The organism is Sphingobacterium sp. DR205, assembly GCF_011064245.1.
Lineage (GTDB): Bacteria > Bacteroidota > Bacteroidia > Sphingobacteriales > Sphingobacteriaceae > Sphingobacterium > Sphingobacterium athyrii.
In genome coordinates, this window is record NZ_CP049333.1 from 5,989,551 (window position 1) to 6,014,133 (window position 24,583).

Annotated in this window: 17 protein-coding genes; 8 read left to right on the forward strand and 9 right to left on the reverse strand. The window is 42.3% G+C overall.

Annotation, left to right across the window (positions count from 1 at the left end; translation table 11 throughout):
* Positions 1-8: 8 nt before the first annotated feature.
* Positions 9-737, forward strand: a complete 729-nt coding sequence (locus G6053_RS25605; RefSeq protein ID WP_108636833.1) for a DUF1080 domain-containing protein — start codon at positions 9-11, stop codon at positions 735-737.
* 157 nt (positions 738-894) lie between these two features.
* Positions 895-3,072, forward strand: coding sequence for a DPP IV N-terminal domain-containing protein (locus tag G6053_RS25610; RefSeq protein ID WP_165309012.1), 2,178 nt, complete (start codon positions 895-897; stop codon positions 3,070-3,072).
* 90 nt (positions 3,073-3,162) lie between these two features.
* Here the strand turns inward: G6053_RS25610 and G6053_RS25615 are convergent, their stop codons facing one another.
* The 3 genes from G6053_RS25615 to asnB all read right to left on the reverse strand — a co-directional run bounded on the left by G6053_RS25615 (position 3,163) and on the right by asnB (position 6,876).
* Positions 3,163-3,393, reverse strand: a complete 231-nt coding sequence (locus G6053_RS25615; RefSeq protein ID WP_165309013.1) for a hypothetical protein — start codon at positions 3,391-3,393, stop codon at positions 3,163-3,165.
* Positions 3,393-4,958: a M20/M25/M40 family metallo-hydrolase gene (locus G6053_RS25620; protein ID WP_165309014.1), complete on the reverse strand. Its 1,566-nt coding sequence runs from the start codon at positions 4,956-4,958 to the stop codon at positions 3,393-3,395. Before G6053_RS25620 ends, G6053_RS25615 begins: the two co-directional genes overlap by 1 nt.
* 229 nt (positions 4,959-5,187) lie before the next feature.
* Positions 5,188-6,876, reverse strand: a complete 1,689-nt coding sequence (asnB, locus tag G6053_RS25625) for an asparagine synthase B (RefSeq protein ID WP_165309015.1) — start codon at positions 6,874-6,876, stop codon at positions 5,188-5,190.
* A gap of 238 nt (positions 6,877-7,114) precedes the next feature.
* Between asnB and G6053_RS25630 the strand changes: the two genes are divergently transcribed.
* Together G6053_RS25630 and G6053_RS25635 are read left to right on the forward strand one after the other, a co-directional pair.
* A complete protein-coding gene (locus G6053_RS25630) occupies positions 7,115-7,690 on the forward strand; it encodes a Crp/Fnr family transcriptional regulator (protein WP_165309016.1) in 576 nt (191 codons plus the stop codon).
* 166 nt (positions 7,691-7,856) lie between these two features.
* Entirely contained in the window at positions 7,857-8,318 is a 462-nt protein-coding gene (locus G6053_RS25635) for a VOC family protein (protein WP_108636829.1), read from the forward strand.
* A 135-nt stretch (positions 8,319-8,453) separates the two neighbouring features.
* On the opposite strand, the gene G6053_RS25640 is transcribed toward G6053_RS25635, so the two are convergent.
* The 3 genes from G6053_RS25640 to G6053_RS25650 form a co-directional block, all read right to left on the reverse strand.
* Positions 8,454-8,789: a HopJ type III effector protein gene (locus tag G6053_RS25640; protein ID WP_165309017.1), complete on the reverse strand. Its 336-nt coding sequence runs from the start codon at positions 8,787-8,789 to the stop codon at positions 8,454-8,456.
* A gap of 38 nt (positions 8,790-8,827) precedes the next feature.
* Entirely contained in the window at positions 8,828-10,666 is a 1,839-nt protein-coding gene (locus tag G6053_RS25645; protein ID WP_165309018.1) for a UbiD family decarboxylase, read from the reverse strand.
* Between the two features lie 167 nt (positions 10,667-10,833).
* Complete coding sequence (locus G6053_RS25650; protein ID WP_108636826.1) at positions 10,834-11,703, reverse strand: NAD(P)-dependent oxidoreductase; 870 nt, start codon at positions 11,701-11,703, stop codon at positions 10,834-10,836.
* Positions 11,704-12,167: 464 nt separating this feature from the next.
* Between G6053_RS25650 and G6053_RS25655 the strand changes: the two genes are divergently transcribed.
* The 3 genes from G6053_RS25655 to odhB all read left to right on the forward strand — a co-directional run bounded on the left by G6053_RS25655 (position 12,168) and on the right by odhB (position 17,652).
* On the forward strand, positions 12,168-13,424 hold the full coding sequence (locus G6053_RS25655; protein ID WP_241254837.1) for a deoxyribodipyrimidine photo-lyase: 1,257 nt from the start codon (positions 12,168-12,170) through the stop codon (positions 13,422-13,424).
* A gap of 181 nt (positions 13,425-13,605) precedes the next feature.
* Complete coding sequence (locus G6053_RS25660; protein WP_108636824.1) at positions 13,606-16,347, forward strand: 2-oxoglutarate dehydrogenase E1 component; 2,742 nt, start codon at positions 13,606-13,608, stop codon at positions 16,345-16,347.
* A gap of 63 nt (positions 16,348-16,410) precedes the next feature.
* Positions 16,411-17,652 (forward strand): 2-oxoglutarate dehydrogenase complex dihydrolipoyllysine-residue succinyltransferase, encoded by a 1,242-nt coding sequence (gene odhB, locus G6053_RS25665; RefSeq protein WP_165309020.1) that lies wholly within the window; start codon positions 16,411-16,413, stop codon positions 17,650-17,652.
* A 155-nt stretch (positions 17,653-17,807) separates the two neighbouring features.
* Here odhB and G6053_RS25670 read toward each other — a convergent pair whose 3' ends face one another.
* Positions 17,808-19,343, reverse strand: coding sequence for an IS1182 family transposase (locus G6053_RS25670; protein ID WP_108634802.1), 1,536 nt, complete (start codon positions 19,341-19,343; stop codon positions 17,808-17,810).
* Positions 19,344-19,677: 334 nt separating this feature from the next.
* On the opposite strand from G6053_RS25670, the gene G6053_RS25675 reads away from it, so the two are divergent.
* Complete coding sequence (locus G6053_RS25675) at positions 19,678-20,754, forward strand: hypothetical protein (RefSeq protein WP_165309021.1); 1,077 nt, start codon at positions 19,678-19,680, stop codon at positions 20,752-20,754.
* A gap of 6 nt (positions 20,755-20,760) precedes the next feature.
* Here G6053_RS25675 and G6053_RS25680 read toward each other — a convergent pair whose 3' ends face one another.
* Positions 20,761-22,686, reverse strand: a complete 1,926-nt coding sequence (locus G6053_RS25680; RefSeq protein WP_165309022.1) for an alkaline phosphatase family protein — start codon at positions 22,684-22,686, stop codon at positions 20,761-20,763.
* A 4-nt stretch (positions 22,687-22,690) separates the two neighbouring features.
* On the reverse strand, positions 22,691-24,574 hold the full coding sequence (locus tag G6053_RS25685) for an alkaline phosphatase family protein (protein WP_165309023.1): 1,884 nt from the start codon (positions 24,572-24,574) through the stop codon (positions 22,691-22,693).
* Positions 24,575-24,583 lie beyond the last annotated feature (9 nt).

Consider the following 24,583-nt stretch of genomic DNA (forward strand, 5'->3'; position numbering starts at 1 on the left):
CCCAACAGATGAACTTTTCTTTACCTTCGGCACTAACGATGGCGATCCTATGCGGCGCCAGCGCAGTCTATGCCCAGACAAATATGAAAGCTAGCGACACAGAATATTATAGTCCTGTCCCGCCTACGGTAACGCTTGACAAAGGAATCCCGAGTGATGCCATCGTACTTTTTGACGGCAAGGATCTGAGCAAATGGAAGAGCGAAAAGGGGAAAGCAAATTGGACGGTAGCCAATAATACGCTTGAAGTAAAACCCGGAAGCGGAAATATAGAGACCACCGAGCATTTCACCGACTTTCAGCTCCATATTGAGTGGAAAAGTCCGGAACTGATCAAAGGTGAAGGCCAGGGTCGGGGCAATAGCGGTATATTCTTGCAGGGCCTCTATGAAATCCAGGTCCTTGACAACAACAACAATCCAACCTATGTCAATGGCGGCGCCGGAAGCCTTTACAAGCAGCGTCCACCACTAGCGCAGGTTATTGTAGCGGACAAATGGCATGTTTACGACATTATCTACAAAGCACCTCAGTTTAATAAAGACAGTCTATTGATCAGCAAAGGTACAGTTACTGTCCTTCACAACGGCGTCATTGTCCAAAACAACACCCAGATTGACGGTACAACGGAATACATCGGACTACCGAAACAGGTGAGCCATGGGCCAGGTCCTATTATCCTGCAAGATCATGGGGATCTGGTGCAGTTCAGGAACATCTGGCTCCGCAAATTATAGGCATTGGCAACAATTTCAGTTAGACAAGCAACAATTCTGTACTAGGTTTTATAGGGCTATTTACCTAATTTAGCCCTATAAAATTTAAAAGCAAATGCCATCATAGCGACAAAAAGCACTTATGATGGTACAGCATCATTAAAAATAAAATATTCTAATGAAAAGAATTGCGCTATTCTTCTTGTTGGCAAGCGCTCTAACCAGCCATGCCCAACGAAACCTTAATTTGGAAGAAACGGTATTTGGACCACGCATCTACGCACCAGCATCCATCCCTGCCACTTCCTGGATCCCAAAATCAAACAGCTTCTCTTACCTCGATAAATCGTACCAAAACCTGTTCTCCAAAAGCGCGGAAAACAACTGGACTGAAACAAGCTTGCTGTCGAAAACAGAACTTGAGGCAGCTTTAAAAGCCGCGATTCCAAACGAGACATTCCATTTGCAAACGTTTCCTTATGACTACAAATGGCGTGATGGTAATTCATTGTTGCTTCAGGTAAACGGAAAGGACAAGGTATACACCGTAACCTACAACGTCAAATCAAAAAGCATCGAAAGTTTTATCGGAAACGATAGTCAGGGAGCAAACCGTGAATTGAGCGCAGATTTTTCAAAAGTTGCTTATCTGCTCGACAACAACATTGCTATCGTTGACAAAGATGGAAAAGTGACTGCAGTTACCAGTGACAGCGACAAAGGTATCGTCAATGGCAGTGATTATACCCACCGTCAGGAGTTTGGCATAAAAAAAGGAATGTGGTGGAATGCTCAAAATGACAAACTGCTCTATTATCGCAAGAACGAGACTATGGTTGCCAACTATCCACTGCCACAATGGAGCCCTAAAGTCGCCGAGATTAAATGGATAAAATACCCCATGACAGGGCAGAAGTCAGAAGAGGTAACTTTAGTCATCTATAATACAGTGACAGGGCAAAAGGTAACACTACAAACCGGAGACCACAGTGAACAATACCTGACCTGCGTAACCTGGGACCCTTCAGGTAAATTTATCTATGTGGGTGTACTTAACCGGGATCAAAATGACCTTAAGTTCAATAAATACAATGCCGAAAACGGCGCATTGGTCAAAACGTTGTTTGAGGAAACTGCAACGACCTGGGTAGAACCGGAAAATCCGCTCACATTTTTACCTAACAAGCCAGACCAATTTCTTTACCAGTCCGACAAAGAGGGCTACAACCAGCTGTACCTTTACAATACAGAAGGAAAACTGATCAAAAAATTAGGTTATCAGGATATTGTGCTGGACAATCTATTGGATTTTTCTGCGGACGGAAACAAAGTAAGCTATATCGGTGTCACCAACAATGGCATGGACCGTCAGCTATTTGAGGTAGACCTTAAATCCGGAAAAACAGTTCAGCTAACAAACGAACCCGGTATACACCAGGCCTCGCTGAGTGATGACGGAAAATATATCTATGATCAATATAGCGATCTCAAGACGCCGAATATGATCCAGGTCAAAGCGGTCAAATCAGGCAAAGGAACGGTATTGATCAAAGCTGACAATCCGTTTAACGGAAAAATCAATAATCCAAAAATAGAATTTGTCCAGCTGACTTCGGCAGATGGCAAATACCCATTGACCGGCCGCATTATCTATCCAAATGATTTTGATCCGGCCAAGAAGTATCCGGTCATGTACTATTTGTACGGTGGCTCCCATTCCCAACTGGTTTCCAACAAATGGCTGGGTGGTGCAGGCTACTTTGATCTCTATATGGCGCAACAGGGATACATCGTATTTACCATGGACAATCGCGGCACCAATTACCGGGGCCGGGATTTTTATACCGCTACCCATCGTAACCTTGGTCAAAATGAAATGGCCGATCAGCTAAAAGGAATTGAATTTCTGAAATCAAAATCCTTTGTCGATCAACAACGCATGGGCATCTTCGGCTGGAGCTTTGGTGGTTTTATGACAACGTCATTTATGTTGCATCATAACGACATTTTTAAAGCAGCAGTCGCCGGGGGGCCGGTGATCGACTGGAAATTTTATGAGGTTATGTACGGTGAACGCTATATGGACACCCCACAGGAAAACCCTGAAGGATATAAATTGACGTCTTTACTAAATAAAGCGGATCAACTGAAAGGACGTTTATTAATCATCCATGGCGCACAGGATCCGGTCGTTGTACAACAAAACAGCATGGAATTTCTGGAAGCATGCATTAAAGCTGGAAAACAGGTCGATTATTTCTTATACCCTACCCACGAACATAATGTAATGGGCAAGGACCGCATTCATATGTACGAGAAAATTGCCGATTATTTTAATCAGCACCTTAAAAAATAGACGAGCATATAAAAGGCGCCTTTCTTTCCGATCGGCGCCTTTGAATAAGGATTTGGCCCAGTATTATTAGTCGATTAGAAGATACCGGTATTATTCTACAATCCGGTTACGCAAGGGAAAGACAATAAAAAAACATAACTTATTACCATTGCCAGGAATCAGCAAAATGCTGCCATTGTGCGCCTGCTGCCCTTTGGCCAACCAGGCATCGGAGCCAACGCTGATCAGACCGTAAGATAGCAGTTTCTCGCTGGCGGTACGGCCGAAGACCAACCCCGAACAGCGGAAAAAGACAGAAGGCACAAGTCCATTCTTCAGCATCAATTACCACTTGTTCTTTTGGATTGTAAATTTGTCGGCCAGGACATTTGTTTACCTGCCTTATCAATGGGCAGCACAATTTTGTCGCGCGACACCAAGGTCGGTTCCTCGCAGGCGAGGTAAGTCAACACCGCGACGATAATCGCATTTTGCCGAACCTCATCAAAGACAATTTTATCGTAAGTATCCCGATTGGTATGCCAAGTTACCTTTCCATAATCCCAGGAGGTGGAAGAAAGACCAAAAGCCGGAATTCCTTTTTGGACAAAAGAAGAGTGGTCACTCCCACCGGTTCCCGGCATTCCAGGAAAGCTCGTCTGGATTTCAGTACGAAATTCTTCGGGCAGATATTGCAACCAGCGGCCAATATATTCATAAGCTTTTTCAAAACCACTTCCAGCGATGCGCACAATACGTCCGGTTCCATTATCCTGGTTCCAAACCACCTGAATATTTTTAGCGACATCGGGATGATCTTCGACAAAAGCCGACGAGCCGTTCAGCCCCTGTTCCTCGCTGCCCCAATTGCCCACCAAAATCGTTCGTTTGTTGTCGGGATACACTTTTCGTAAGATACGAACGGCTTCCATCATCGTGATGACCCCTGTTGCATTGTCGGTTGCCCCCGAAGCTCCATCCCAGGAATCCAGGTGTGCCGACAGGACCACATATTCATTTGGTTTTTCTTTCCCCTTGATCTCAGCAATGCTGTTATACGTCTTCGCCGTTCCCAGTTCCCGGGATTTTCCCTGCAAAAGTATGCGCGGCTTGACACCACGTTCAGCCATGCGATAAAGGAGGCTATAATCTTCCAAAGCGATATTAAAGACCGGAATCTGTTTGGATTTTGCGTCAAAAATACGGGTAATACCGGGCAGTTCGGTCCAATAGGAATCGATTACCCCTATAGCTCCGGCAGCTTCCAGTGCCAATGGCAAAGTCCGTCGCGTACTCCCCGTATAGGACATACTGAGCTCCCATTGCCTAAGCTGCTCACTTTTGAGCGCCTGATATTTTTCATAAGCTTTGGCAGAAGCCGATTCCTTCCAGTTGGCATCGGATCGACCCGAAATGGGATTCATCCCGATCAGGACAATTTTACCTTTAACTGTCTTTAGCCAGGACTGGAAGTCAGCTTGAGAACGAAATGGCGGCATCGCCACCACCTCAGCTTCCACACCTTTTTCTTTTGTCGCCGGACTAAAAGCCAGCTGTGTTCCTTCGAGCGATTTAATCCGCGGATAAGTCATGGTCACCTGGGAGGTGCCCCTTTCCCAGGAGCGCCATTCACCGTAAGCCTCATTACGTGCATCCGCACCCAGCGCGGTATACTGCTTCACGACCCAGTCATGTGCCTGCTGCATCTGCGGACTTCCGACCAGCCGTGGACCGATCATATCAACGAGTTCAAACGCATAGTTTTCGAGCTGCGAATTGACCTGAGCTTCCCGGACAATGGCAGCAACGACGGCATCCTTATTTTGCGCAAAAATAGCTGTGCTGCTCAACAGCAAAAATGCCAGTCCAAAAGACTTCAGATTTCTTTGTTTCGTATATTCTTTCATCGTATGTTAATTCGTTCAGCATCCTGTAGGTTCGGCAGGATTGGTTTTCGGAAAATTACAAAAGATAATTCAAAAAACATACGCATAGCCCTTGTTTATGTCAAAGCAATTCTTCATCTGCCTATGCCTTTACGAAGCAGGGATCAGACTTTGGGAATCTACAGCTCAAAAAAAATAGGGATATCCTCGGATACCCCTATTACAACATTATATGAGATTGGTTGATTAGTTACACGGCTTCGACTTTGGATTTCTCATAACTTTCCTGATGTACGGAGGCTACAGCCCTACCCGATGGATCGTTCAGGTTCTGGAATGAAGCATCCCATGCCAGTGCCTCTGGCGTGCTACAGGCGACAGACTTCACTGACGGAACGGTCTGCGCAGCTGCAGTAGACGGAAAATGCGATTCAAAGATTGTACGGTACAAAAATTCCTCCTTATTTTTTGGCGTGTTGATCGGAAAACGTTCTGCAGCGGCAGCAAATTCCTGATCTGAAACCTTGCTTTCAGCCTGTTCCTTTAAGGTATCAATCCAGCTATATCCGACCCCATCTGAAAACTGTTCCTTCTGGCGCCAAGCAATGCTTTCCGGAAGATAATCTTCAAAAGCCTTACGCACGACCCATTTCTCCATTCGGCCATCACGGATCATCTTATCCGATGGATTGATACGCATGGCAATATCCATAAATTCTTTATCAAGAAAAGGAACACGCCCTTCAACACCCCATGCTGCCAGTGATTTATTGGCACGTAGACAGTCGTAGAGATACAGTTTTTTCAGCTTACGGACGGTTTCTTCGTGAAACTCCTGTGCATTTGGCGCCTTATGGAAGTACAGATAGCCCCCAAAAAGCTCATCAGAACCTTCACCGGATAGCACCATTTTAATGCCCATTGATTTAATCACACGCGCCAAAAGGTACATTGGTGTTGAAGCACGCACGGTCGTGACATCATAGGTCTCCAAGTGATAGATCACGTCACGGATAGCATCCAGGCCTTCCTGGATGGTAAAGTTGATTTCATGATGGATTGTTCCGATATGATCTGCTGCTTTTTTTGCAGCGATTAAATCCGGAGCCCCTTTCAGCCCCACGGCAAAAGAATGCAATTGTGGATACCAGGCCTCTTCTTTATCGTCCGTTTCAATACGCTTGGACGCAAACTTTTTGGTCACGGCAGCAATCACCGAGGAATCAAGTCCCCCCGACAGCAATACACCATAAGGTACATCCGACATCAGCTGACGATGTACTGCATCTTCGAGGGCTTTACGCAAAACAGCAATATCAGTCTCGTTGTCTTTTACCGTATCATAAGTTTCCCAGTCCCGTTGGTACCAGCGTTGTGGGGCCAGACCTTCTTTGCTATATACATAATGTCCCGGAGGAAATTGTTCAATCGTTTCACAGAACCCCTCCAGTGATTTTAATTCAGAGGCCACGAACAGTTGTCCCTGTGCATCCTTTCCATAATACAACGGGATAATTCCCATGTGGTCACGGGCTACAAAAAATGAATCATCACGTGAATCATATAGGGCGAAACCAAAGATACCATTCAGCTCATCGACAAACGATGGCCCCTTGGCCAGATAAAGCGCCAATATCACCTCGGAATCACTCTGTGTTGCAAATTCATAATCCGGAAGACTATTTCTTAATTCATGGTGGTTATAGATTTCGCCATTCACAGCCAGTACTACTTTGCCATCTGGACTGTACAAAGGTTGACTACCCGATTTCGGATCAACGATAGCTAATCGCTCATGCGCCAATAAAGCCTTCTCGCCAGTGAATATACCAGACCAATCTGGACCACGGTGACGAATACGTTTCGACATTTCCAATACTTGGGATCTCAATGAGTCTGCGGGTTGCTTCAATTCAAAAGCGCCAATAATTCCACACATATTATGAAAATTTTAAATATTTCGTTTTTACATTATGTTATTGATACAAAGTAAAACAATTAAAAACTAAATTCATAATAATTTTTAAACTTTATTATATTTTTATCAACAAAAATTATTCAAACAAATCAAATTAGCAACAAAACAGCTTTTTGTTTACAATAATCACACATCAAATTAACAAAGCATTTCAAGATTTATCTTTAAATTCACTACGTAATCAAATAAACCAAGGACAATGGATCTAATAGGAACTTTTTACAGTGGCCTCGCTATCACGACGGACGAACTGAATTCCATAAAAGAGAAACACCAGGACATTACAATAAAAAAAGGCGATTTTATCTTAAGCAAAGGGCAGGTGTCCAATGCCTATTATTTAATAGAACATGGACTTACACGGTCTTTTTTACACGACTACGACGGCAACGAAGTCACCATCGGTTTTTGTAGTGATAATGACGTAGTGATCGAGGTCGCATCTTTTTTCCAGCGCACCCCAACCGTGGAAAATATACAGGCGCTTACGGACACAAAACTTTGGAAAATACGATTTGAAGATCATCAGGAATTATTTCATCGCATCCCCGAATTTAGGGAATGGGGGCGTTCATGGATGGCACAGGAACTGGTTCACAGCAAAAATAGAGCTATCGCAATGATTACCGAGCCAGCGACTAGCCGCTATCTGCACCTGATAAAAGAAAAACCCATCCTGATTCAGCAGGCCCCGCTGAAACATATTGCTTCTTACCTGGGCATCACAGATACTTCGTTGAGCCGAATCCGCAAAGAAATTGTTCACGGCAATTAATGCTCTTCCCATCGACAAAAGTCTATTTTCAAATCTTGCCTTAGGGCAAGATTTTTATCGAAAGTTCCGCTTAATTTTATCTTCACTTCCGAAGATAGCCCTCCTGGTTGCTATACTATAGGAAAGAAAAATTTGAGAAAATCAATATATCCAAAAATTAGAAATCATGGCAAAATTACACGCTTATTTAAATTTCAACGGTAACTGTGAAGAAGCTTTCACATTTTACGAAAAAGTCTTTAAAACAAAAAATCCGGGGTACATGCGATATGGTGATATTCCTGCTGATCCGCAAATGCCCCCAGTTCCGGATGAAGCCAAAAACAAGATCTGTCATACCGCCATTTCAATCAATGGCGAGAGCATGCTTATGGGAGCAGACGTTATTCCTGCTTTCGGCCAGCAATATGTACAGGGCAACAATACTTATGTCATGTTGATGTGTGACAATGCTGATGAAGCCAAAACACTCCATGAAGCCCTCAGCGTCAACGCAAAAGTAGTGGAAATGCCTTTGGGTGAAACATTTTTCGCGGAGCTATACAGCTCATTCCAAGATCAGTTTGGCATCTGCTGGATGGTCTATTTCGGTGGCAGCAAAGATGAAGATTGTGAAAGTAAAGACTAAAAAAATTGTGATGCGATAGATCAGCATATGGAAAAGGGGCTTCCAATTGAAGCCCCTTTCTATTTTATGGTAACAACACCATTCTGTGCGACATTGGTTTGCATTCGACTAAACGGCAAAGCTACCTACCTGATTTTACTTAGCGCTTAGGACATCCGCATCAAAAACAACACCGTTCCAGCCATTCGCCATAAACTGTCGGATATTTTGATGCCCTTCGCCTGTTGGGTTATCCAACACATTTTGATAATGCTCGGCAAACAAAAACAAGGTGTCTGCTGCCGAAAGATCGTGGCGTTTGGCAAAATACAATACTTTTGCACTTCCCTGATTTTCCGTTGCCATATTTTTCAGGCTTCCATTTTGAAATGCCGCTGGACTATAATGATAGTTTTCTGCAATATGATCCAGAACCTCCTGAAACTGCAGCTGATTCTCTTTTGATCTGGCTAATAATTCTTCTGTTTTCATCAGATTAAATTGTCTATACTTATTTTGTTTAGTTGTCCTTAAATAATTCCGTGCAGCGAGCCCCCTTTAACTCCCAATTGGTCAACTCGCTTCTCAACGGCCGCATCCTTGATCAGTGCCGGGGCATGATGTGGTTTGCTCCGTGCATCAATAATAATCGGCCCTTCACAGCCCCAATGTTTGAAAGCAGTAAAACTCTTAATGCCATGAATATCAAATGCGGGGTTACTGCGTGTAAAGGTTATCCAGACAAAGTTATTGACTGTCTCAGCGGTAAAACCAGCATCATCGCACAATACCAACAGCGGAAAGCCTTCCCAAGCCAGCCCTTCGGCGGCACGGCACCATTCCCTGATCAGCGTAGCTTCATCCGCATAGTTCGTAAAGGCCGCACCTTCAACCGCCAATACACCCGGAATAACAAACTTCGCCCGGTTGAAAGGTCTTGGCAGATCAAAATTTGCCGGCAGTTCACGCGCAAGCACTCTTTTCTTGGTCCCTGCAGCGGCAAACACCACTTTTGACCCCGCGTTTAATCCATCACCCGAATAATCCAAGGTATCTATCGTCGTATTGGTCTGAAAATGCAGATCTCTAGTCGGATCAATGCGCTCCAGGATATGACCGAAGAATCCCGGAATATCGTGGATATCCAATTTGGGATTATCCTCATGCGCCGAGATAAAAAGATATTTGGCTAAACTCAGCTGATTTTTTCCGAGAATCTGATTGGCAATGGTTAAAATTTCCTGCGGACGGTCCACGGTCTGATAAGGTGTATAGCGCTCCGATCCGATCGCAAACAACAAGGGATGCACTCCTGCCGCATCTACTGCGTTGACAGCATGCAGTCCGGAGATCTCCTGTGGAATCGCAGCCCCTGTGATTTCATGAATAAGTGCCCCGAAGCTTGTATCCTCCTGTGGCGGGCGCCCTACCACGGTAAAGGACCAGATCGGATCCTTCTTATGGTACACATTATGCACTTTCATCAGGGGAAAAGGATGGGTAAGACTGTAGTAGCCAATATGATCGCCAAAAGGCCCCTCCGGTTTGTTCTCATTGGGGTATACTGTACCTGTAATAACAAAATCTGCATCTGCCGAAACGCAAAAACCTTCATTATCGTAGAAATAGCGAAACCTTCTATTCCCCAATGCGCCGGCAAAGATCATTTCGGAAAGCCCCTCGGGTAGCGGCATGACCGCAGACAAAGGATGCGCCGGCGGACCGCCCACAAAGATACTGACCTTAAGTGGTATACCGAGCTCATTGGCTTTCGTTTGATGAATACCTATTCCGCGATGCAACTGATAATGCAGTCCAATTTCCCGATCCGGAATGTAATCGTTGCCTGAAAGCTGAATCCTATACATGCCCAGGTTGGCATGCATGATTCCCGGCTTAGTTACATCTTCGGTATACACCTGTGGCATGGTAACAAAGGCCCCACCATCCATTGGCCAATTGACAATTTGAGGAAGTTTACCAATGCTTGTTTTACCATGTAGGATCGGAGCCCCTGATTTCTTCTTCCAGGGCAAGGCGCCCAGGGCGGTCATGGATGAACCGATATATTGGAATGGCTTTTTTAAAACAGCCCCCGGGTTCATTTTGACATCTACCAATTTTTTTAGATGGTCCAATGAATCACGGAACATAAACTTAGAACGGTCCAACGTTCCAAATAGATTTGATACGGCAGGGAATTCCGACCCTTTGATATTTTCAAAATACAGTGCCGGTCCGGCCACATCAAACACCCGCATATGAATTGCAGCCATTTCAAGGTAAGGATCGACTTCCTCTTTAATCCGGATTAAATGACCATGTTTCTCAAGATCCGCAACACATGCTGCGAGACTATTGTATCCCATATATTAAATCTGTATCAACGCGTTAATCCACAAATTTAACAGAATAAATCAGAAGTAAATAATTATTCACACCAGAAAAAACCAACTCGTGCACAATGCATCAAAGACCGTAAAATCAAAGGAAGGGATTACACCTGACTGGCACTGGATAAACAGGTATCAGACAATCAGGTATCCATACTGACATAGGCTTTCAAAGGGGTGAATTCAAAGGTCTGGACTTTCTGCCAAGTCGAGTTGTCTACATTTTTTTCGTAATAAAGCACCCGTCTAAATTCATCAATATCTTCTTTATTGATATCGTTAAACCGGCTCAAGAGTAATTTAGCAAAGAATTTATTCACTCCGATCTCGCGTTTTTGTGAACTGGAAGTGGAGCTAAGAAATTGATAAAATAAGCTTCTAAATGTCACCTCTTCATGTCCGCCGAGGTAAATCACCTCAGAAATAAAATTGTTTTCCCAGGGCATTTCCCGAAGCCAGCGATAAACATCCAGCAAAGGTAAAGGATGAAATTTCAGGGAGGCCACCCAGTTCCAATAGAATATAGTCTGCTTTTTGGCCAGTTTGCCAAAGATTCGATTTAAGACACTTTCCTTTCCGATAACGCTGCTTTTGACTACAATGGTATACTGTACGCGCAAAGCCTCCAGGAGGTTGCGAACAGGATCTAAAAAATGTTCATCCATTAATCGGGCCACATAAATCACGCGATCATTGCCCGACCGCTTACAGATTTCAACAAAATTACGGAGCCCCAGCAGCTCCAGTTGAAGCTGAATATCATTATCGAGCGAAGGAACCTGTGTAAAATAAATACCGAAATTCAAGTCGCTGATCTGAAAATTATCATACGCAGGTCCCTTTCGTAAAAGATCCAGCTCAAAAAGTTTTGCCGTCACCTTCTCTTTCACAATTTTATTAAAAATAGATAGGTTTCGCACCAAACCCGTAACATGAAAATCTTTCGTTTGTAAATAGCATGACGCCCGCCGTCCTAAATAGGTATTTAGCCCACTGATTAAAACCTTTTTCATCCTTATAATTATTTCTGAGCACTCGCTTTCAATGGCATAAATGAGTTGATTTTATCGGTCTATCCCATTCGAGCTGTCCAATAGTTTGTGTAAGCTCCAGATGGTTTTGTTTTCCAAAATGCTGACTAACTAATATCATAATTCCCTGATTTTAGAACAGAGAAACATCAAATAAGTTTAACACTATTTTTATTTTTCTATTCGGAGACCTTGTTTTTCCTACCAAAGGGATGATCATCGGTCAGTTAAGCCATTTTCTATCACTGAATTAAAAACCGGCAAAGACACTGTTCCGTATTTATTCCCCAACGCAATTTTGTCCCAAACCTCTTCTTTGTCCTTTTTATGTCAATTCATGCCCAAATATTTTCATAAACACAATATCCTTATATATTTGTAAATCTTCTGAAAATAGGCTGCACTAAAAAGTATTTATCTTCACCTCTATGGACAAAAGGGCTACAATGATCTGGTTTAGAAATGATTTAAGACTTCATGACAATGAAGTATTTTATCAAGCCTCTGAGAAGAGTTCTTTCATCATTCCGGTCTATTGTTTTGATCCCCGTTATTTTGAGCGCAATCGATTTGGTACTCGAAATACAGGTGTGCTGCGTGCAGCTTTCGTGATCGAAGCGGTCACGGCCCTAAAAGAGAAATTAAAAAGCCATGGTAGTGACCTGCTGACTTATATTGGCAAGCCGGAAGATATTATCCCGCGAATTGCTCAAAAATACCAGGTCAACGAAGTCTACCACCACCGGGAAGTTGCCCTTCGCGAGACTTCTATTTCCGAGAAAGTAGAAAGTGAATTATGGAGCAGCAAAATCAATCTCCGTCACTTTATAGGCCATACACTTTACCACAAAGAAGATCTCCCTTTTCCAATTAAGGATATTCCTAATGGATTTTCCATTTTTAAGAAAAAAGTAGAACGTGAAAGTTCGGTGCGCCAACCGATTCCTTTCCCGTCAAATTTCTTGACGCCACCACATCTGGAAGACACCAAGATTCCGACGCTAAAGGACCTAGGCTATTCGGACCAGCAGATTAAGTCTGTTGATGACATCTATATATTGGGCGGCGAAGACACGGCATTGAGTATTATGCATTCGGTTTTGTCCACTTATCCGGAAACAGAGCAGGATCCGGTCATATTGGGTCCCTTTATCGCTGCCGGAGCCTTATCGCCAATTCTTCTTTACAACAACATTAAGAAATTAGGAGAAGGAAAAAAAGATAAACGATTTGAGAAAATAATAGACATTTTACTTTGGCGGGACTATTTCCGTTTTATGCTCAAAAAATATCCCAATATATTTTTCAAGCCTTTGGGCACGAAAAATAGCAATGCAGTCGATATTCCATCATTAACGGTAAACGAGGATCTATTTGAGAAGTGGAAATCCGGACAGACAGATCATGACTTTATCAATAGTACCATGATACAACTCAAAAAAACAGGTTACATCCCCTACCAGGCTGGATTAATTGCAGCAAGTTACCTTGTGCATGAATATCATGTGAATTGGTTAAAGGGCGCTTCCTGGTTTGAAGAACAGCTATTGGATTATTCTCCGGCTACGTTATATGGCCAATGGTCACATGTCGCCGGTGTCGGGACGAGTGACAAGGACAATAAGGCCTTGGACTGGCAAAAACTGATCAAAACAAATTTCCCAAATGGACTTCCAAAATTGGATGAAATATTGGCTAAATAAATCTTCGGCAGAAATAAATAATTTCAAAACAAAAGAAATTTGTAAGGCACTGTAAGCCCTTTTTAAATCATGCTAAAAATGTTAAGAATTGGATAGATTTATTGATTAAATTATTCAATTTCAGTATTAGAAACTCTTTTTTTATTCATAACTTTGACAAATTTCATAGTTTTAATTGTAAATGGACAATCTGACATATTTGAGTAATGCTGATTCGGCTTATGTCGATGGCTTATATCAATCGTACAAGCAAGATCCCCAATCGGTAGATTTCGGATGGCAAAAATTCTTTGAAGGTTTTGATTTCGGTCAAAATGCTGGTGGAACGACAAGTTCAGTAGGCGAAGCTACTCCTGAGCACGTATTGAAAGAAATCAATGTGCTGAACATGATCAACGGTTACCGTGACCGCGGCCACCTCTTCACACACACCAACCCTGTTCGCGAAAGACGTAAGTATTACCCTGGGAAGGAATTGGAAACCTTTGGTCTTGCTGAAGCAGACATGAATACGGTTTTTAATGCAGGTGTCGAAGTGGGCTTAGGTCCAGCAACATTAAAAGACATCCGCCAACTGGTTGAAGACACTTATTGCCGTTCTATTGGTGCAGAATTCAAATATATCCGTAATCCAGAAAAGATAAAATGGTTGCAAGACCGCATGGAAGCGGATCGTAATATGCCAAAATTTTCTTTGGATACCAAAAAGAGAATCTTAAACAAACTTAACGATGCTGTTGCTTTTGAGAACTTTTTGGGAACCAAATTTTTGGGTCAAAAACGTTTTTCATTAGAAGGTGCGGAAAGTTTAATCCCTGCATTGGACTCTGTCATCGAGAAAGGTGCTGACATCGGTATCCAAGAGTTTGTGATCGGTATGGCGCACCGTGGTCGTTTGAATGTTTTGACCAACATTATGGGTAAATCCTACAAATCCGTATTCTCTGAATTTGAAGGCAAAACCTATGCGGACGATCCTGAAGTCAACTTCGGTGGTGACGTAAAATACCATTTGGGTTTCTCCTCAGAAGTAAAAACCAACGATGGCAAATCTGTGCATCTTAGTTTAGCGCCAAACCCTTCCCATCTGGAGACAGTAGATCCAATTGTCGAAGGTATGGTACGTTCTAAAATCGACTTCAAATACGATGGCGATTCATCGAAAATTGCACCTATCATTATCCATGGTGACGCTGCAATCGCCGGTCAGGGCGTTGTCTATGAGGTCACTCAAATGTCCAAACTAGATGGTTACAAAACAGGAGGTACCGTCCATATCGTTATTAACAACCAGATTGGCTTTACAACAAACTATAAAGATGCACGTTCTGGCACCTATTGTACAGATGTAGCAAAAATTACGTCTTCGCCCGTATTCCATGTCAATGGAGATGATGCTGAGGCTGTCGTTTATGCGATCAACTTAGCTGTTGAATACCGTCAAAAATACAAAACAGACGTATTTATTGATTTGTTATGTTACAGAAGATTTGGTCATAACGAGGCGGATGAGCCTAAGTTTACACAACCTTTGTTGTACAAAATCATTGAAAAACATCCAAATCCGAAAGAAGTATACGCAAAAAAATTGATTGCTGAAGGAAGCGTTGATGAAGCGTATTCGAAAAATATAGAGAAAGAATTTAAAGCGGAATTGCAGACTAAATTTGAGGAAGCAAAAACAGTTGAAGTATTGACTGAAGAAATTCCGATGTTTAAAGGTGCATGGGAAGGATTACGTCCAGCGAAAAAAGGAGAAGTATTAACAACAACCGATAAAACACAAGTTGCGAAAGATACGTTCCTGAAATTAGCGAAAGAGATTACCACATTACCTGCGGACAAAAAATTCTTCCGTAAGATCACCCGTTTATTTGAAGACCGTGCCAAAATGATCAGCAATGATGCATACGATTGGGCAATGGGTGAATTAATGGCTTATGCGACCTTATTGGATCAGGGCAATCGTGTTCGTATCTCCGGTCAGGATGTACAACGGGGTACCTTTTCACACCGTCATGCGGTATTGACGCTGGAAGATTCCGAAGAGAAATATGTTCCATTGGCAAATATCAAAGGTGGTGACAAGTTCTCGATCTACAACTCTTTACTTTCAGAATATGCTGTTTTGGGTTTTGAATATGGTTATGCATCTTCTAATCCAAATTCATTGACAATCTGGGAAGCACAGTTCGGTGATTTCTACAATGGAGCTCAAATTATCGTAGATCAATATCTGTCAAGTGCGGAAACAAAATGGAAACGTTCAAACGGTTTAGTCATGATGTTGCCACATGGTATGGAAGGACAGGGCCCTGAACACTCTTCGGCACGTATCGAGAGATTCCTGGAATTATGTGCGGATGAGAACATGATCATGGCAAACTGTACATCACCGGCAAACTACTTCCATTTGTTGCGCCGTCAACTGGTACGTGAATTCCGTAAGCCGTTGGTGGTCTTTACGCCAAAATCCTTGTTGCGTCACCCGAAAGTGGTTTCTCCATTGAAAGACTTCACGGAAGGCGTATTCCAGGAAGTGATTGACGATGCAAATGTTGCTGCAAAAGATGTAAAACGTGTATTGTTCTGTTCTGGTAAAGTTTACTATGATTTATTGGAAAAACAAGAAGCTGACAAACGTAAAGATATTGCAATTGTTCGCATCGAGCAGTTATTCCCAATTCCGGCTGAGCAGTTGAAAGCGATCCGTAAAAAATACAACAAGGCTAAAGAGTTTGTATGGGTACAAGAGGAAAATGAGAACATGGGCGCATGGTCTTACTACTGCCGCAAACTGATGGGTACCGACATTGCGTTTACAGGTTTCGTAGCACGTAAAGAAAGCGGAAGTACAGCGACAGGTTATATGAAACAACACGTTGCCCAACAAGCAGCAATCTTAAATAAATCATTCGAATAAAAACAATTTAAAATCAATTGCGTCTTATCTACAGGACGCAATTGTCAATAAAGAACATTATATATGAGCTTAGAAATTAAAGTACCAACCGTAGGTGAATCTATCACGGAGGTAACCTTATCACAATGGTTGAAACAAGATGGCGATTATGTGGAGATGGATGAAAACATCGCCGAACTGGAGTCAGACAAAGCAACGTTTGAATTACCAGCTGAAAAAGCAGGTATCTTAAGAATCATTGCACAAGAAGGTGATACTTTAGAAATCGGTGCTGTCGTTTGTACAATTGAAGAAGGTGAAGCTCCTGCTGGCGGTTCAGCTCCGGCTGCTGCACCTGCTGCTGAGGCATCATCAACTGCAGCTCCAGCTGCTGCTGCAAAAGACGAAGATCCAGATAGCTACGCTGCTGGTACGGCTTCTCCTGCTGCCGCAAAAATTTTGAGAGAAAAAGGAATTGATCCTTCAACAATAAAAGGAACAGGTAAAGATGGTCGCATCACGAAAGAAGATGCTGAAAAAGCACAACCTGTTGCTAAAACTGCTGCTCCAGCGGCAAAACCTGCGGCTCCGGCTGCTACTCCTGCAGCGGCTCCAGTTGCTGGTTCAAGAAATGAACGTCGTGAGAAATTATCGTCTTTACGTAAAACAATCGCAAAACGTTTGGTAGCTGTTAAAAACGAAACGGCCATGTTGACAACATTCAATGAAGTCAATATGCAACCGATCATGGATCTTCGCGCCAAATATAAAGATACGTTCAAGGAGAAATTTGGTATCGGTCTTGGTTTCATGTCTTTCTTTACTAAAGCAGTAACAACAGCATTGGCAGAATGGCCAGCAGTGAATGCTCGTATCGAAGAAAATGAAATCGTGTATTCTGATTTTGCAGATATTTCAATTGCAGTTTCCGCTCCTAAAGGGCTAGTTGTTCCTATTATCCGTAACGCAGATGCGATGTCATTGGAGCAAATCGAAAAAGCGATTGCTACATTGGCGGGTAAAGCACGTGACAACAAGTTAACGATCGACGAGATGACTGGTGGTACATTTACAATCACTAATGGTGGTGTATTTGGATCCATGATGTCAACGCCTATCATCAACGCACCACAATCAGCAATCTTGGGTATGCACAACATTATCCAACGTCCGATCGCTGAGAATGGTCAGGTTGTTATCCGTCCGATGATGTACATTGCACTTTCTTACGATCACCGTATTATTGACGGTCGTGAGTCAGTAAGCTTCTTGGTTCGTGTAAAACAATTATTAGAAGATCCAGCTCGTTTATTGTTGGGTGTATAATTGTTGCCAAAATATGATAACAAAAGAGGCTGTCTCAAATTTATTTGGGACAGTTTTTTTGTTTAAAAAGTCTATGAGATAGATCTGTGTGTTGTTTGTTGGTTATTTTGGAAAAAGACTCATATGAAAGAGAAAAATGAACAAAAAGTAGCTTTTTAGGCCGCTTTTTTTCTTAGATTTTGCGCTATTGCCAATAATCCCCATTCTATGGACACTTTTTCTTTACCCCGGAGCATAAATCTTCGGAACCCATGGTTCTGTTTAATGTTTGCAAAGACAGGTTCGACATCATGGCACCTCTGTTTTCGTTTGGCTACACCTACATCGCTGTTGAGCAATTCGTATGCCCTGTCCCTGTACATCTCAAGTTGCTTATTCACCCCGATGATCCTATTTCCCTGTGATTTGTGACAGGCGCCATTCAACGGGCAGTTTGTGCAGTTTTTTGCCTGATACTTTTTGATTTCCTGCCGGAAGCCTGCGGAGGTCTTTTGGTTAAATGTACCTATACAATGCATTTCCTGTCCCATTGGACAGATATAGCAATCCTGTGAAGGATTATAATGTAATTTATCTGCAGAAAATGGTTTCTTATCCCGACAGCTCTTTTTCTGCCCTTTGTCAAACATACCATATTTCACATAGCCCTCAATATTTTTTGCTGCCAGTAATGCATAGTTTTCTTCACTGCCATAACCGGCATCCGCGGTAAGGGTTCCCGGTGTTTTTCCAAAGCTGTCCTCATGTTGTTGCAAATGACCGGATAATGTTCTGGTATCTGTGGGATTGGAATGTATGGTATAATTGACAATGTATTGATTGGACGTGGATATCTGGATATTATATCCTGGTCTGAGCTGGCCATTTTTCATATGATCCTCTTTCATCCGCATAAAGGTGGCATCGGGATCTGTTTTGCTATAACTGTTTCTGTCTCCCAGGGTAGCTTCCTGCTCTTCATATTGTGCGATCTTCTCCGGATAGTTTTTGGTTACATAACGCAACTTTGCTTTCATCTTCTTATTTACCGAAGCTTTGTCGGATAAGACCCTGTTCAGCTTATCGACCGTAGCCCGGACTTTTTCGCTGTCAATTGTCGTCAGATCGGGAGGATCCGGAAGGTTGTCCTCCGACTTGGCGATACTTTGGGCGTAGTCCCATATATCTTTTAAAGCAGCTTTCATCTTTTCCTTATTGGTATGGATAGCTTTTTTCCAAACGAAAGTGTATCTGTTTGCATTAGCCTCTATCTTGGTGCCATCGGTGTAGACATCTTCTATGCTTAACAACCCTTCTTCGGCCAGGAGCTTAACAACTTCTTCAAATACACTGCGAAGTGCTTCCTTTAAGCGGACACCACGAAATCTGTTGATAGTATTATGATCGGGGTAGCTCATGCCGCTCAGCCACATGAAGTTGATGTTCTCCCGGCAGGCTGTTTCCAGTTTCCGACTGCTGTAGACATTGCTTACATAGCCAAACACCAGAACCTTCAACAGCATTTGCGGATGATAACTGGAACAGCCTTTTATCTTGTAGGCATCCAAAAGACCCTGTATGTTGATACGGTTGATCACATCGTTAACAATACGTACCGGATGTCCTTTGGAGACCAATTCGTCCAAAGTTGGAGGAATTGCCATAATCTGGTCCTGATAGTAAGGCTTAAAAGTAGGTCTTTGAGATGACATATATCTTTTTTTACACTTTAAATATATGAAAATCAGTTAATTGAACCAAATTAAACATAATGAAATAATATAAAAAAGAGGCTGTCTTTTTGAGACAACCTCTTTCTTTTTGCGGATATTAATCATTGCTCCCTATCCCGCACCACATTAGACCGTCCAACGTACCTTTTGCCGAACTTGCCGCTGCGAATCTATATCAAGGTTTTCATTTCTTCTTTTTAATTTATACTTTCACCTGTAGATATTTGTTTGCTAAGAAGCTATCAGCGAATTAAATAAGCCTACGAGGTTCATTTATAGCCAGCGGAATGGAAGATGCATTAAATAAACAATTATGAACAGTAAGATAATAGGTCTAACGATTATTCTTTTGCTTTCGGTGTTGGCACTCTCAGCCAACATGGCCAATCCATTTGGTCCCCATAGCATTACGGCCCAATTGGTTCCCTCGAGTAAAGCAAAAGTACTTCGCGAACGAATTGATATACACCTTGTGCGCGACACGGTAGATTATGATTATCAGAGCCAATTCAATATAGAATATATCATCCATACCGAGGAAAACATGGACTTTCCCTTGGTGTTTCTTGCGCTCAATTTAGATGGATTAGAAAACGTGACTGTTAACCAAAAAGAGATTAAATCTATTCCATTAGATCAAAAAAATCCTAAATTACCGTTTTTACGGTTCAAAGATGGCTACTATGAGATCAGCTATGGAAATGCGGAATGGGAGCAAATTAACCTAAATGACGCCTTTTATTTTACAGCCAAACTTCACAAGGGTGAAAACAGTATTAAAATTCAGTACCGTGCTTTTATGGGCTTTGATCGAAGGGATATTCTGACGAAATACCAAATTGAATACCTCCTATTCCCCTCCAAGTACTGGTCGTCTTTTGGTCCTATTGACCTACACCTGCATACGGGAAATAAGATGAAGGCTTATGCGCAGAATTTGGGCGCTCCTAAACAGCAAACAGACACGCTCGTTCACTGGATCATTGAATCCCCCGGAAAACAAAGCAGTTTTAAAATCGAGGTAGGTGAAAAAATAGCGCTCCCCGCAAAGGCACTCCTTTGGATCCATCCCGAAGTCCTTGCCCTGATCGGATCCATTCTCCTGCTTTATTTACACATCAGGTATATCTACAAGAAATACAAAACCGGTGCTTATCGCTATGCGCTACTGCTGGGAAATCTTATTGTACCGGCATCATTTTACGGCTTTTGCTGGTTTTGGACCAGTCTGGCAAATTACTTGGTCAATGGCATTTTTGCGCATAACGCCAGGGGTTATATCCTCCTGGTCCTATTTACGCTACCTCTGATTTATATTATCTATGGCCTCGCCTTATTTGTTGTTGACAGGAGTATCAGGGCTAAATTTCAGCAAAGACAACCGGAGTAAGCTGGCCTATTTTTTATAGGTCAGCTTATTTTCAATCATTCGATTGTTATATTGCTGAATAAAAGCTTTCATCTTGGTTTCCATTGTATCTAGGATCGCGGGATGCTGTTTGAGTAAATCTTGTTTCATCAAACGATCTTGCTTCATATTATAAAGAGATACCGGTTTAAGACCATCATAAGACATCATGTAATCTTTATAATAAAAATTATAGCTTCCTGCATTATTGTTCAGCACAAAATTATCCCGCCCCGGCTTAAATGCATCAGCGCCAAATGCAAAATAAGGTTCGTCGTAATGGAGGTAATTTAAGACTGTCGGCATAATATCAATTTGTTGGACCAATTTATCCGCTTTGCCGACCAATCCATCTCCGGGGGCATAAAATATGATCGGAATTTGAAAACCACCCGCTGTAGTCTGATACTCCGGCAGGTAACTTACAGTGGCATGATCGGCACAGATTACAAATAAGGTATTGTTGAACCAGGGCATTTTAGAGGCCGTCGCAAAAAATTCACGCAGGGCATTGTCGGTATAGCCGATCGGCTCCTGTACCGGCAGTGGTCCTTTGGGAAATTTCCCCTGATACTTTTCAGGCACCTTAAAAGGATGGTGTGATGACAGCGAAAAGAAACTTGCAAAAAATGGCTGTTTTAACGTATTGATCTTATTGGCGGTGAACTGTAAAAAGGGTTCATCCCAGATTCCCCAGATACCGTCAAAATCCTGATCGTTATTGTATTCGGTTTTGCCAAAATAGTGTTGGATTCCCGCTAGTTTCATATAGGCCGAGAAGCCCATACTTCCGTTTGGAGCACCATGAAAAAATGCAGTCTCATAGCCCTTTTTCCCCAGCAGTTTAGCTAGACTGGTCGTCTCATTACCAGAATACACCGAGAGTACAAAGGGCTCACCGATGGAAGGGATACCCGTAATGACCGAAGGCAATGCATCAATGGATTTACGACCATTGGCATAAGTATCTGTAAAGGTATAGCCATTGCGAATCAACGAATCTAGAAAAGGTGTATAGCCTTTGTATTGACCACCTTGAATGTCTTTGTTCAATTCACCAAAATGTTCTTTCGCGAAACTCTCCAAAATCAAGACAACGACATTCTTTTTATTGAAGGGCTTGTCCGTTTGCGGCAGATGAATTGGATCATAAAGCTTTACCAGCTCCTGTTCCGGATAATAATTCACTGGTTTAAGGCTCACGGCTTTTAAAGTTTTCAAAATGCTAAATGGCGTATTCAGCACAATATTCATTTCCTCGGGGGTATCTACATAATCACCGGCATTGCTCAAAGTGATCGGACGGGTGCTATGTGCCCATCCACCCCGGACACCACCTATAAAAAGAAAAGCGGTCAGTAGAAAGAAAGGAAGCTGAATCAGGAAAGGCTTCCAGGAATAACGTTTTGGTTGTTCCAGTTGGATCAACCGATACGATTTGGACAGGCCATAAACGAGCAGTGCAAATACCAGCAGGAGATACCAATAATCAAGACAAAAGTCAAATGCCAATTTAAAAAGATTGGATTCATTTGAGAATTGACTTAGCACCGTACCTGTCGTCCGTTTTAGTGTAAAAGGATAATAGGCATAGTCGATTAGATTCAACGCGATCCCCAGTGAATTGACTACGACAAAGATCCATTTGGAAACCCGCTGATAGGTCGGATTATAGATGAATGGTCCGGGTACCGTTTGCATAACAATGTAGAGAATATTCAGATAGAGCAAAGCAACGGTATCAAAACGGATGCCCCCGCCAAACATCACAAACAGTTTTCCCGCATTTACGTTGGGAAATAAGGAGGAATTCAATAGGTAAAACCCCCATCTCAGCAGGGCATAAATGATTAAAAGAAAGGCAAAACGAATGGCGACTGCAATATAGGGTGCTAGTATTCCTCTTAATTTCATCCGGTTAATATTTTAGAAATTCACGATAGACCTGTTGATAATATGCTTTGGCAATATTTAAAATACTGTCTGTTTTAGCTGCAGGATAATCTTTGTTAGCTCGATAATTGATAATTCGGCCCACATTATCAAAAGATACCGCCTGCTCGGCTGTGATTGCACCAAAGGCGTCTTTGGAGTTATAGAACGCAATTTGCGATGTCGTTGGGTTAAATAAATCACGGCTCCAATGATATCTATTGGTCGGGAGCTTGAGTTGCGTCAATAACGTGGCTGCTAAATCTGTTTGATTTCCGATGCGATCGAAGATTTTGCCCCGATATTCAGGCTTAATCACATCGCCAAAAAAGATCAATGGAATATGAAATCTATTCGGGTGATAAAGCTCCCATTTTTCCGAGGGCAACCGATGTCCATGATCCGCAACAATGACAAAAAGCGTATTTTTATACCATGCTTCCTTTTTGGCTTTGCCAATGAAATCGAAAACAGCCGAATCCGTATAGTTGGCCGTGCTTCTAAACTTATCCGCATTATTGGTACTGCCAAATTTGTAACCATGCTTTAATTCGAATGGTTCGTGATTGATTAAGGTAAAGATTGTTGAAAAAAACGGTTGTTTTTCTTTGTTAAAATCTTTGATCATCTGATTAAACACGACATGATCGTATACGCCCCAGGAAGCTCTTTCGGCATCCAGTCCAAAACTGCCATTATCAACTACTTTGGAGATACCGTGTGTCAGCATATAGGACTTGAAATTATAAAATTCACTTTGTCCGCCATGATAAAATGAGGTTTCATAGCCTGCGTGATCAAATTCCTGCCCAATAGCAGGCATGTTTTCATGTTTGTCAATATATTTAATGATACTTTCCGGTCCCTGGGCCGGAAAGCCGCTTAAAATAGCAACCATCCCCTTATCCGAACGGTCAGCCGCCGAATAGATATGATCAAATAAAATCCCCCCTTTGATCAGTTCTTCCATATGCGGTGCAATTCCCTTCTCACCGCCCAAAGATTGAACAAGATCACCGACAAAACTTTCCAGCATGATGATCACAACATTCGGACGTGTGGTGGATAATACCTCAACTGCAGAATCGGGCTGGCTCTGAAAAACTGGCTTTAGCTGTTCCTGAATAGCCCTATCGTCCGATCCATAGAAATCATATGGGCTTTTTAACTTGGTGCTTTTCGTAAAAAAGTCACGCAAAAGCGACCACTGTGTATTCACCGCCGCATGATTATAAAAGGTCACTTCGGAATAATAAGCTTTACTGGGGTTTAGTGTCGCGCGGCCATAGCCCCCGCGGATAAAGGTAAAAAGAACAAAGGCGCCTACCACCAATTTGAAAAAATTGCCAATCGGTGATTTAACATTATAAAAATGTACCTTTTTAAACATCCAGCGATAGAGAAAATAGCCACAGAATATGCCCGCTAACATACCCAATATCGGAAGAAAAACCGGTGTAGATTCCGCTGAAGCTACAGCTCCTGAAGGCGAAGCCAAGAAAGCATCTATCGCACGTTTTGATATTTTGTCGCCCCATTCGCGATAGATATTGACATTGATAAAGCTGGTTACGAAAAATAAAACGAGTACAATAACGGTATAAATATCAAGGATAGTACGTTTTGGTTGAACCTTTGGAAAGAATCCCAGAATACAATAAATAAGAAATGGAAGGGCGCAAATATAGGATACTGCTGAAAAATCAAGGCTTAATCCATGAAAATAAATTCTAAAAATTTCGGTGAAATGCCCCGCTCCGATCTTCTCAAAAAAAGCAAAAATAAAAATAAATCTATCTAGAAAACAGATAATTAGCCAAAACAAGAAATATTGTGTTAACGCTCTAAGTTCGTTCGCAAATCGTTGCATCCTTTCGTG

What these genes read in the sequence shown, in the direction of transcription:
- G6053_RS25605 (WP_108636833.1), top strand. Translation starts at nt 9, where the DNA reads ATGAACTTTTCTTTACCTTCGGCACTAACGATGGCGATCCTATGCGGC.
- G6053_RS25610 (WP_165309012.1), top strand. Translation starts at nt 895, where the DNA reads ATGAAAAGAATTGCGCTATTCTTCTTGTTGGCAAGCGCTCTAACCAGC.
- G6053_RS25615 (WP_165309013.1), bottom strand. Translation starts at nt 3,393, where the DNA reads ATGCTGAAGAATGGACTTGTGCCTTCTGTCTTTTTCCGCTGTTCGGGG.
- G6053_RS25620 (WP_165309014.1), bottom strand. Translation starts at nt 4,958, where the DNA reads ATGAAAGAATATACGAAACAAAGAAATCTGAAGTCTTTTGGACTGGCA.
- asnB (WP_165309015.1), bottom strand. Translation starts at nt 6,876, where the DNA reads ATGTGTGGAATTATTGGCGCTTTTGAATTGAAGCAACCCGCAGACTCA.
- G6053_RS25630 (WP_165309016.1), top strand. Translation starts at nt 7,115, where the DNA reads ATGGATCTAATAGGAACTTTTTACAGTGGCCTCGCTATCACGACGGAC.
- G6053_RS25635 (WP_108636829.1), top strand. Translation starts at nt 7,857, where the DNA reads ATGGCAAAATTACACGCTTATTTAAATTTCAACGGTAACTGTGAAGAA.
- G6053_RS25640 (WP_165309017.1), bottom strand. Translation starts at nt 8,789, where the DNA reads ATGAAAACAGAAGAATTATTAGCCAGATCAAAAGAGAATCAGCTGCAG.
- G6053_RS25645 (WP_165309018.1), bottom strand. Translation starts at nt 10,666, where the DNA reads ATGGGATACAATAGTCTCGCAGCATGTGTTGCGGATCTTGAGAAACAT.
- G6053_RS25650 (WP_108636826.1), bottom strand. Translation starts at nt 11,703, where the DNA reads ATGAAAAAGGTTTTAATCAGTGGGCTAAATACCTATTTAGGACGGCGG.
- G6053_RS25655 (WP_241254837.1), top strand. Translation starts at nt 12,168, where the DNA reads ATGATCTGGTTTAGAAATGATTTAAGACTTCATGACAATGAAGTATTT.
- G6053_RS25660 (WP_108636824.1), top strand. Translation starts at nt 13,606, where the DNA reads ATGGACAATCTGACATATTTGAGTAATGCTGATTCGGCTTATGTCGAT.
- odhB (WP_165309020.1), top strand. Translation starts at nt 16,411, where the DNA reads ATGAGCTTAGAAATTAAAGTACCAACCGTAGGTGAATCTATCACGGAG.
- G6053_RS25670 (WP_108634802.1), bottom strand. Translation starts at nt 19,343, where the DNA reads ATGTCATCTCAAAGACCTACTTTTAAGCCTTACTATCAGGACCAGATT.
- G6053_RS25675 (WP_165309021.1), top strand. Translation starts at nt 19,678, where the DNA reads ATGAACAGTAAGATAATAGGTCTAACGATTATTCTTTTGCTTTCGGTG.
- G6053_RS25680 (WP_165309022.1), bottom strand. Translation starts at nt 22,686, where the DNA reads ATGAAATTAAGAGGAATACTAGCACCCTATATTGCAGTCGCCATTCGT.
- G6053_RS25685 (WP_165309023.1), bottom strand. Translation starts at nt 24,574, where the DNA reads ATGCAACGATTTGCGAACGAACTTAGAGCGTTAACACAATATTTCTTG.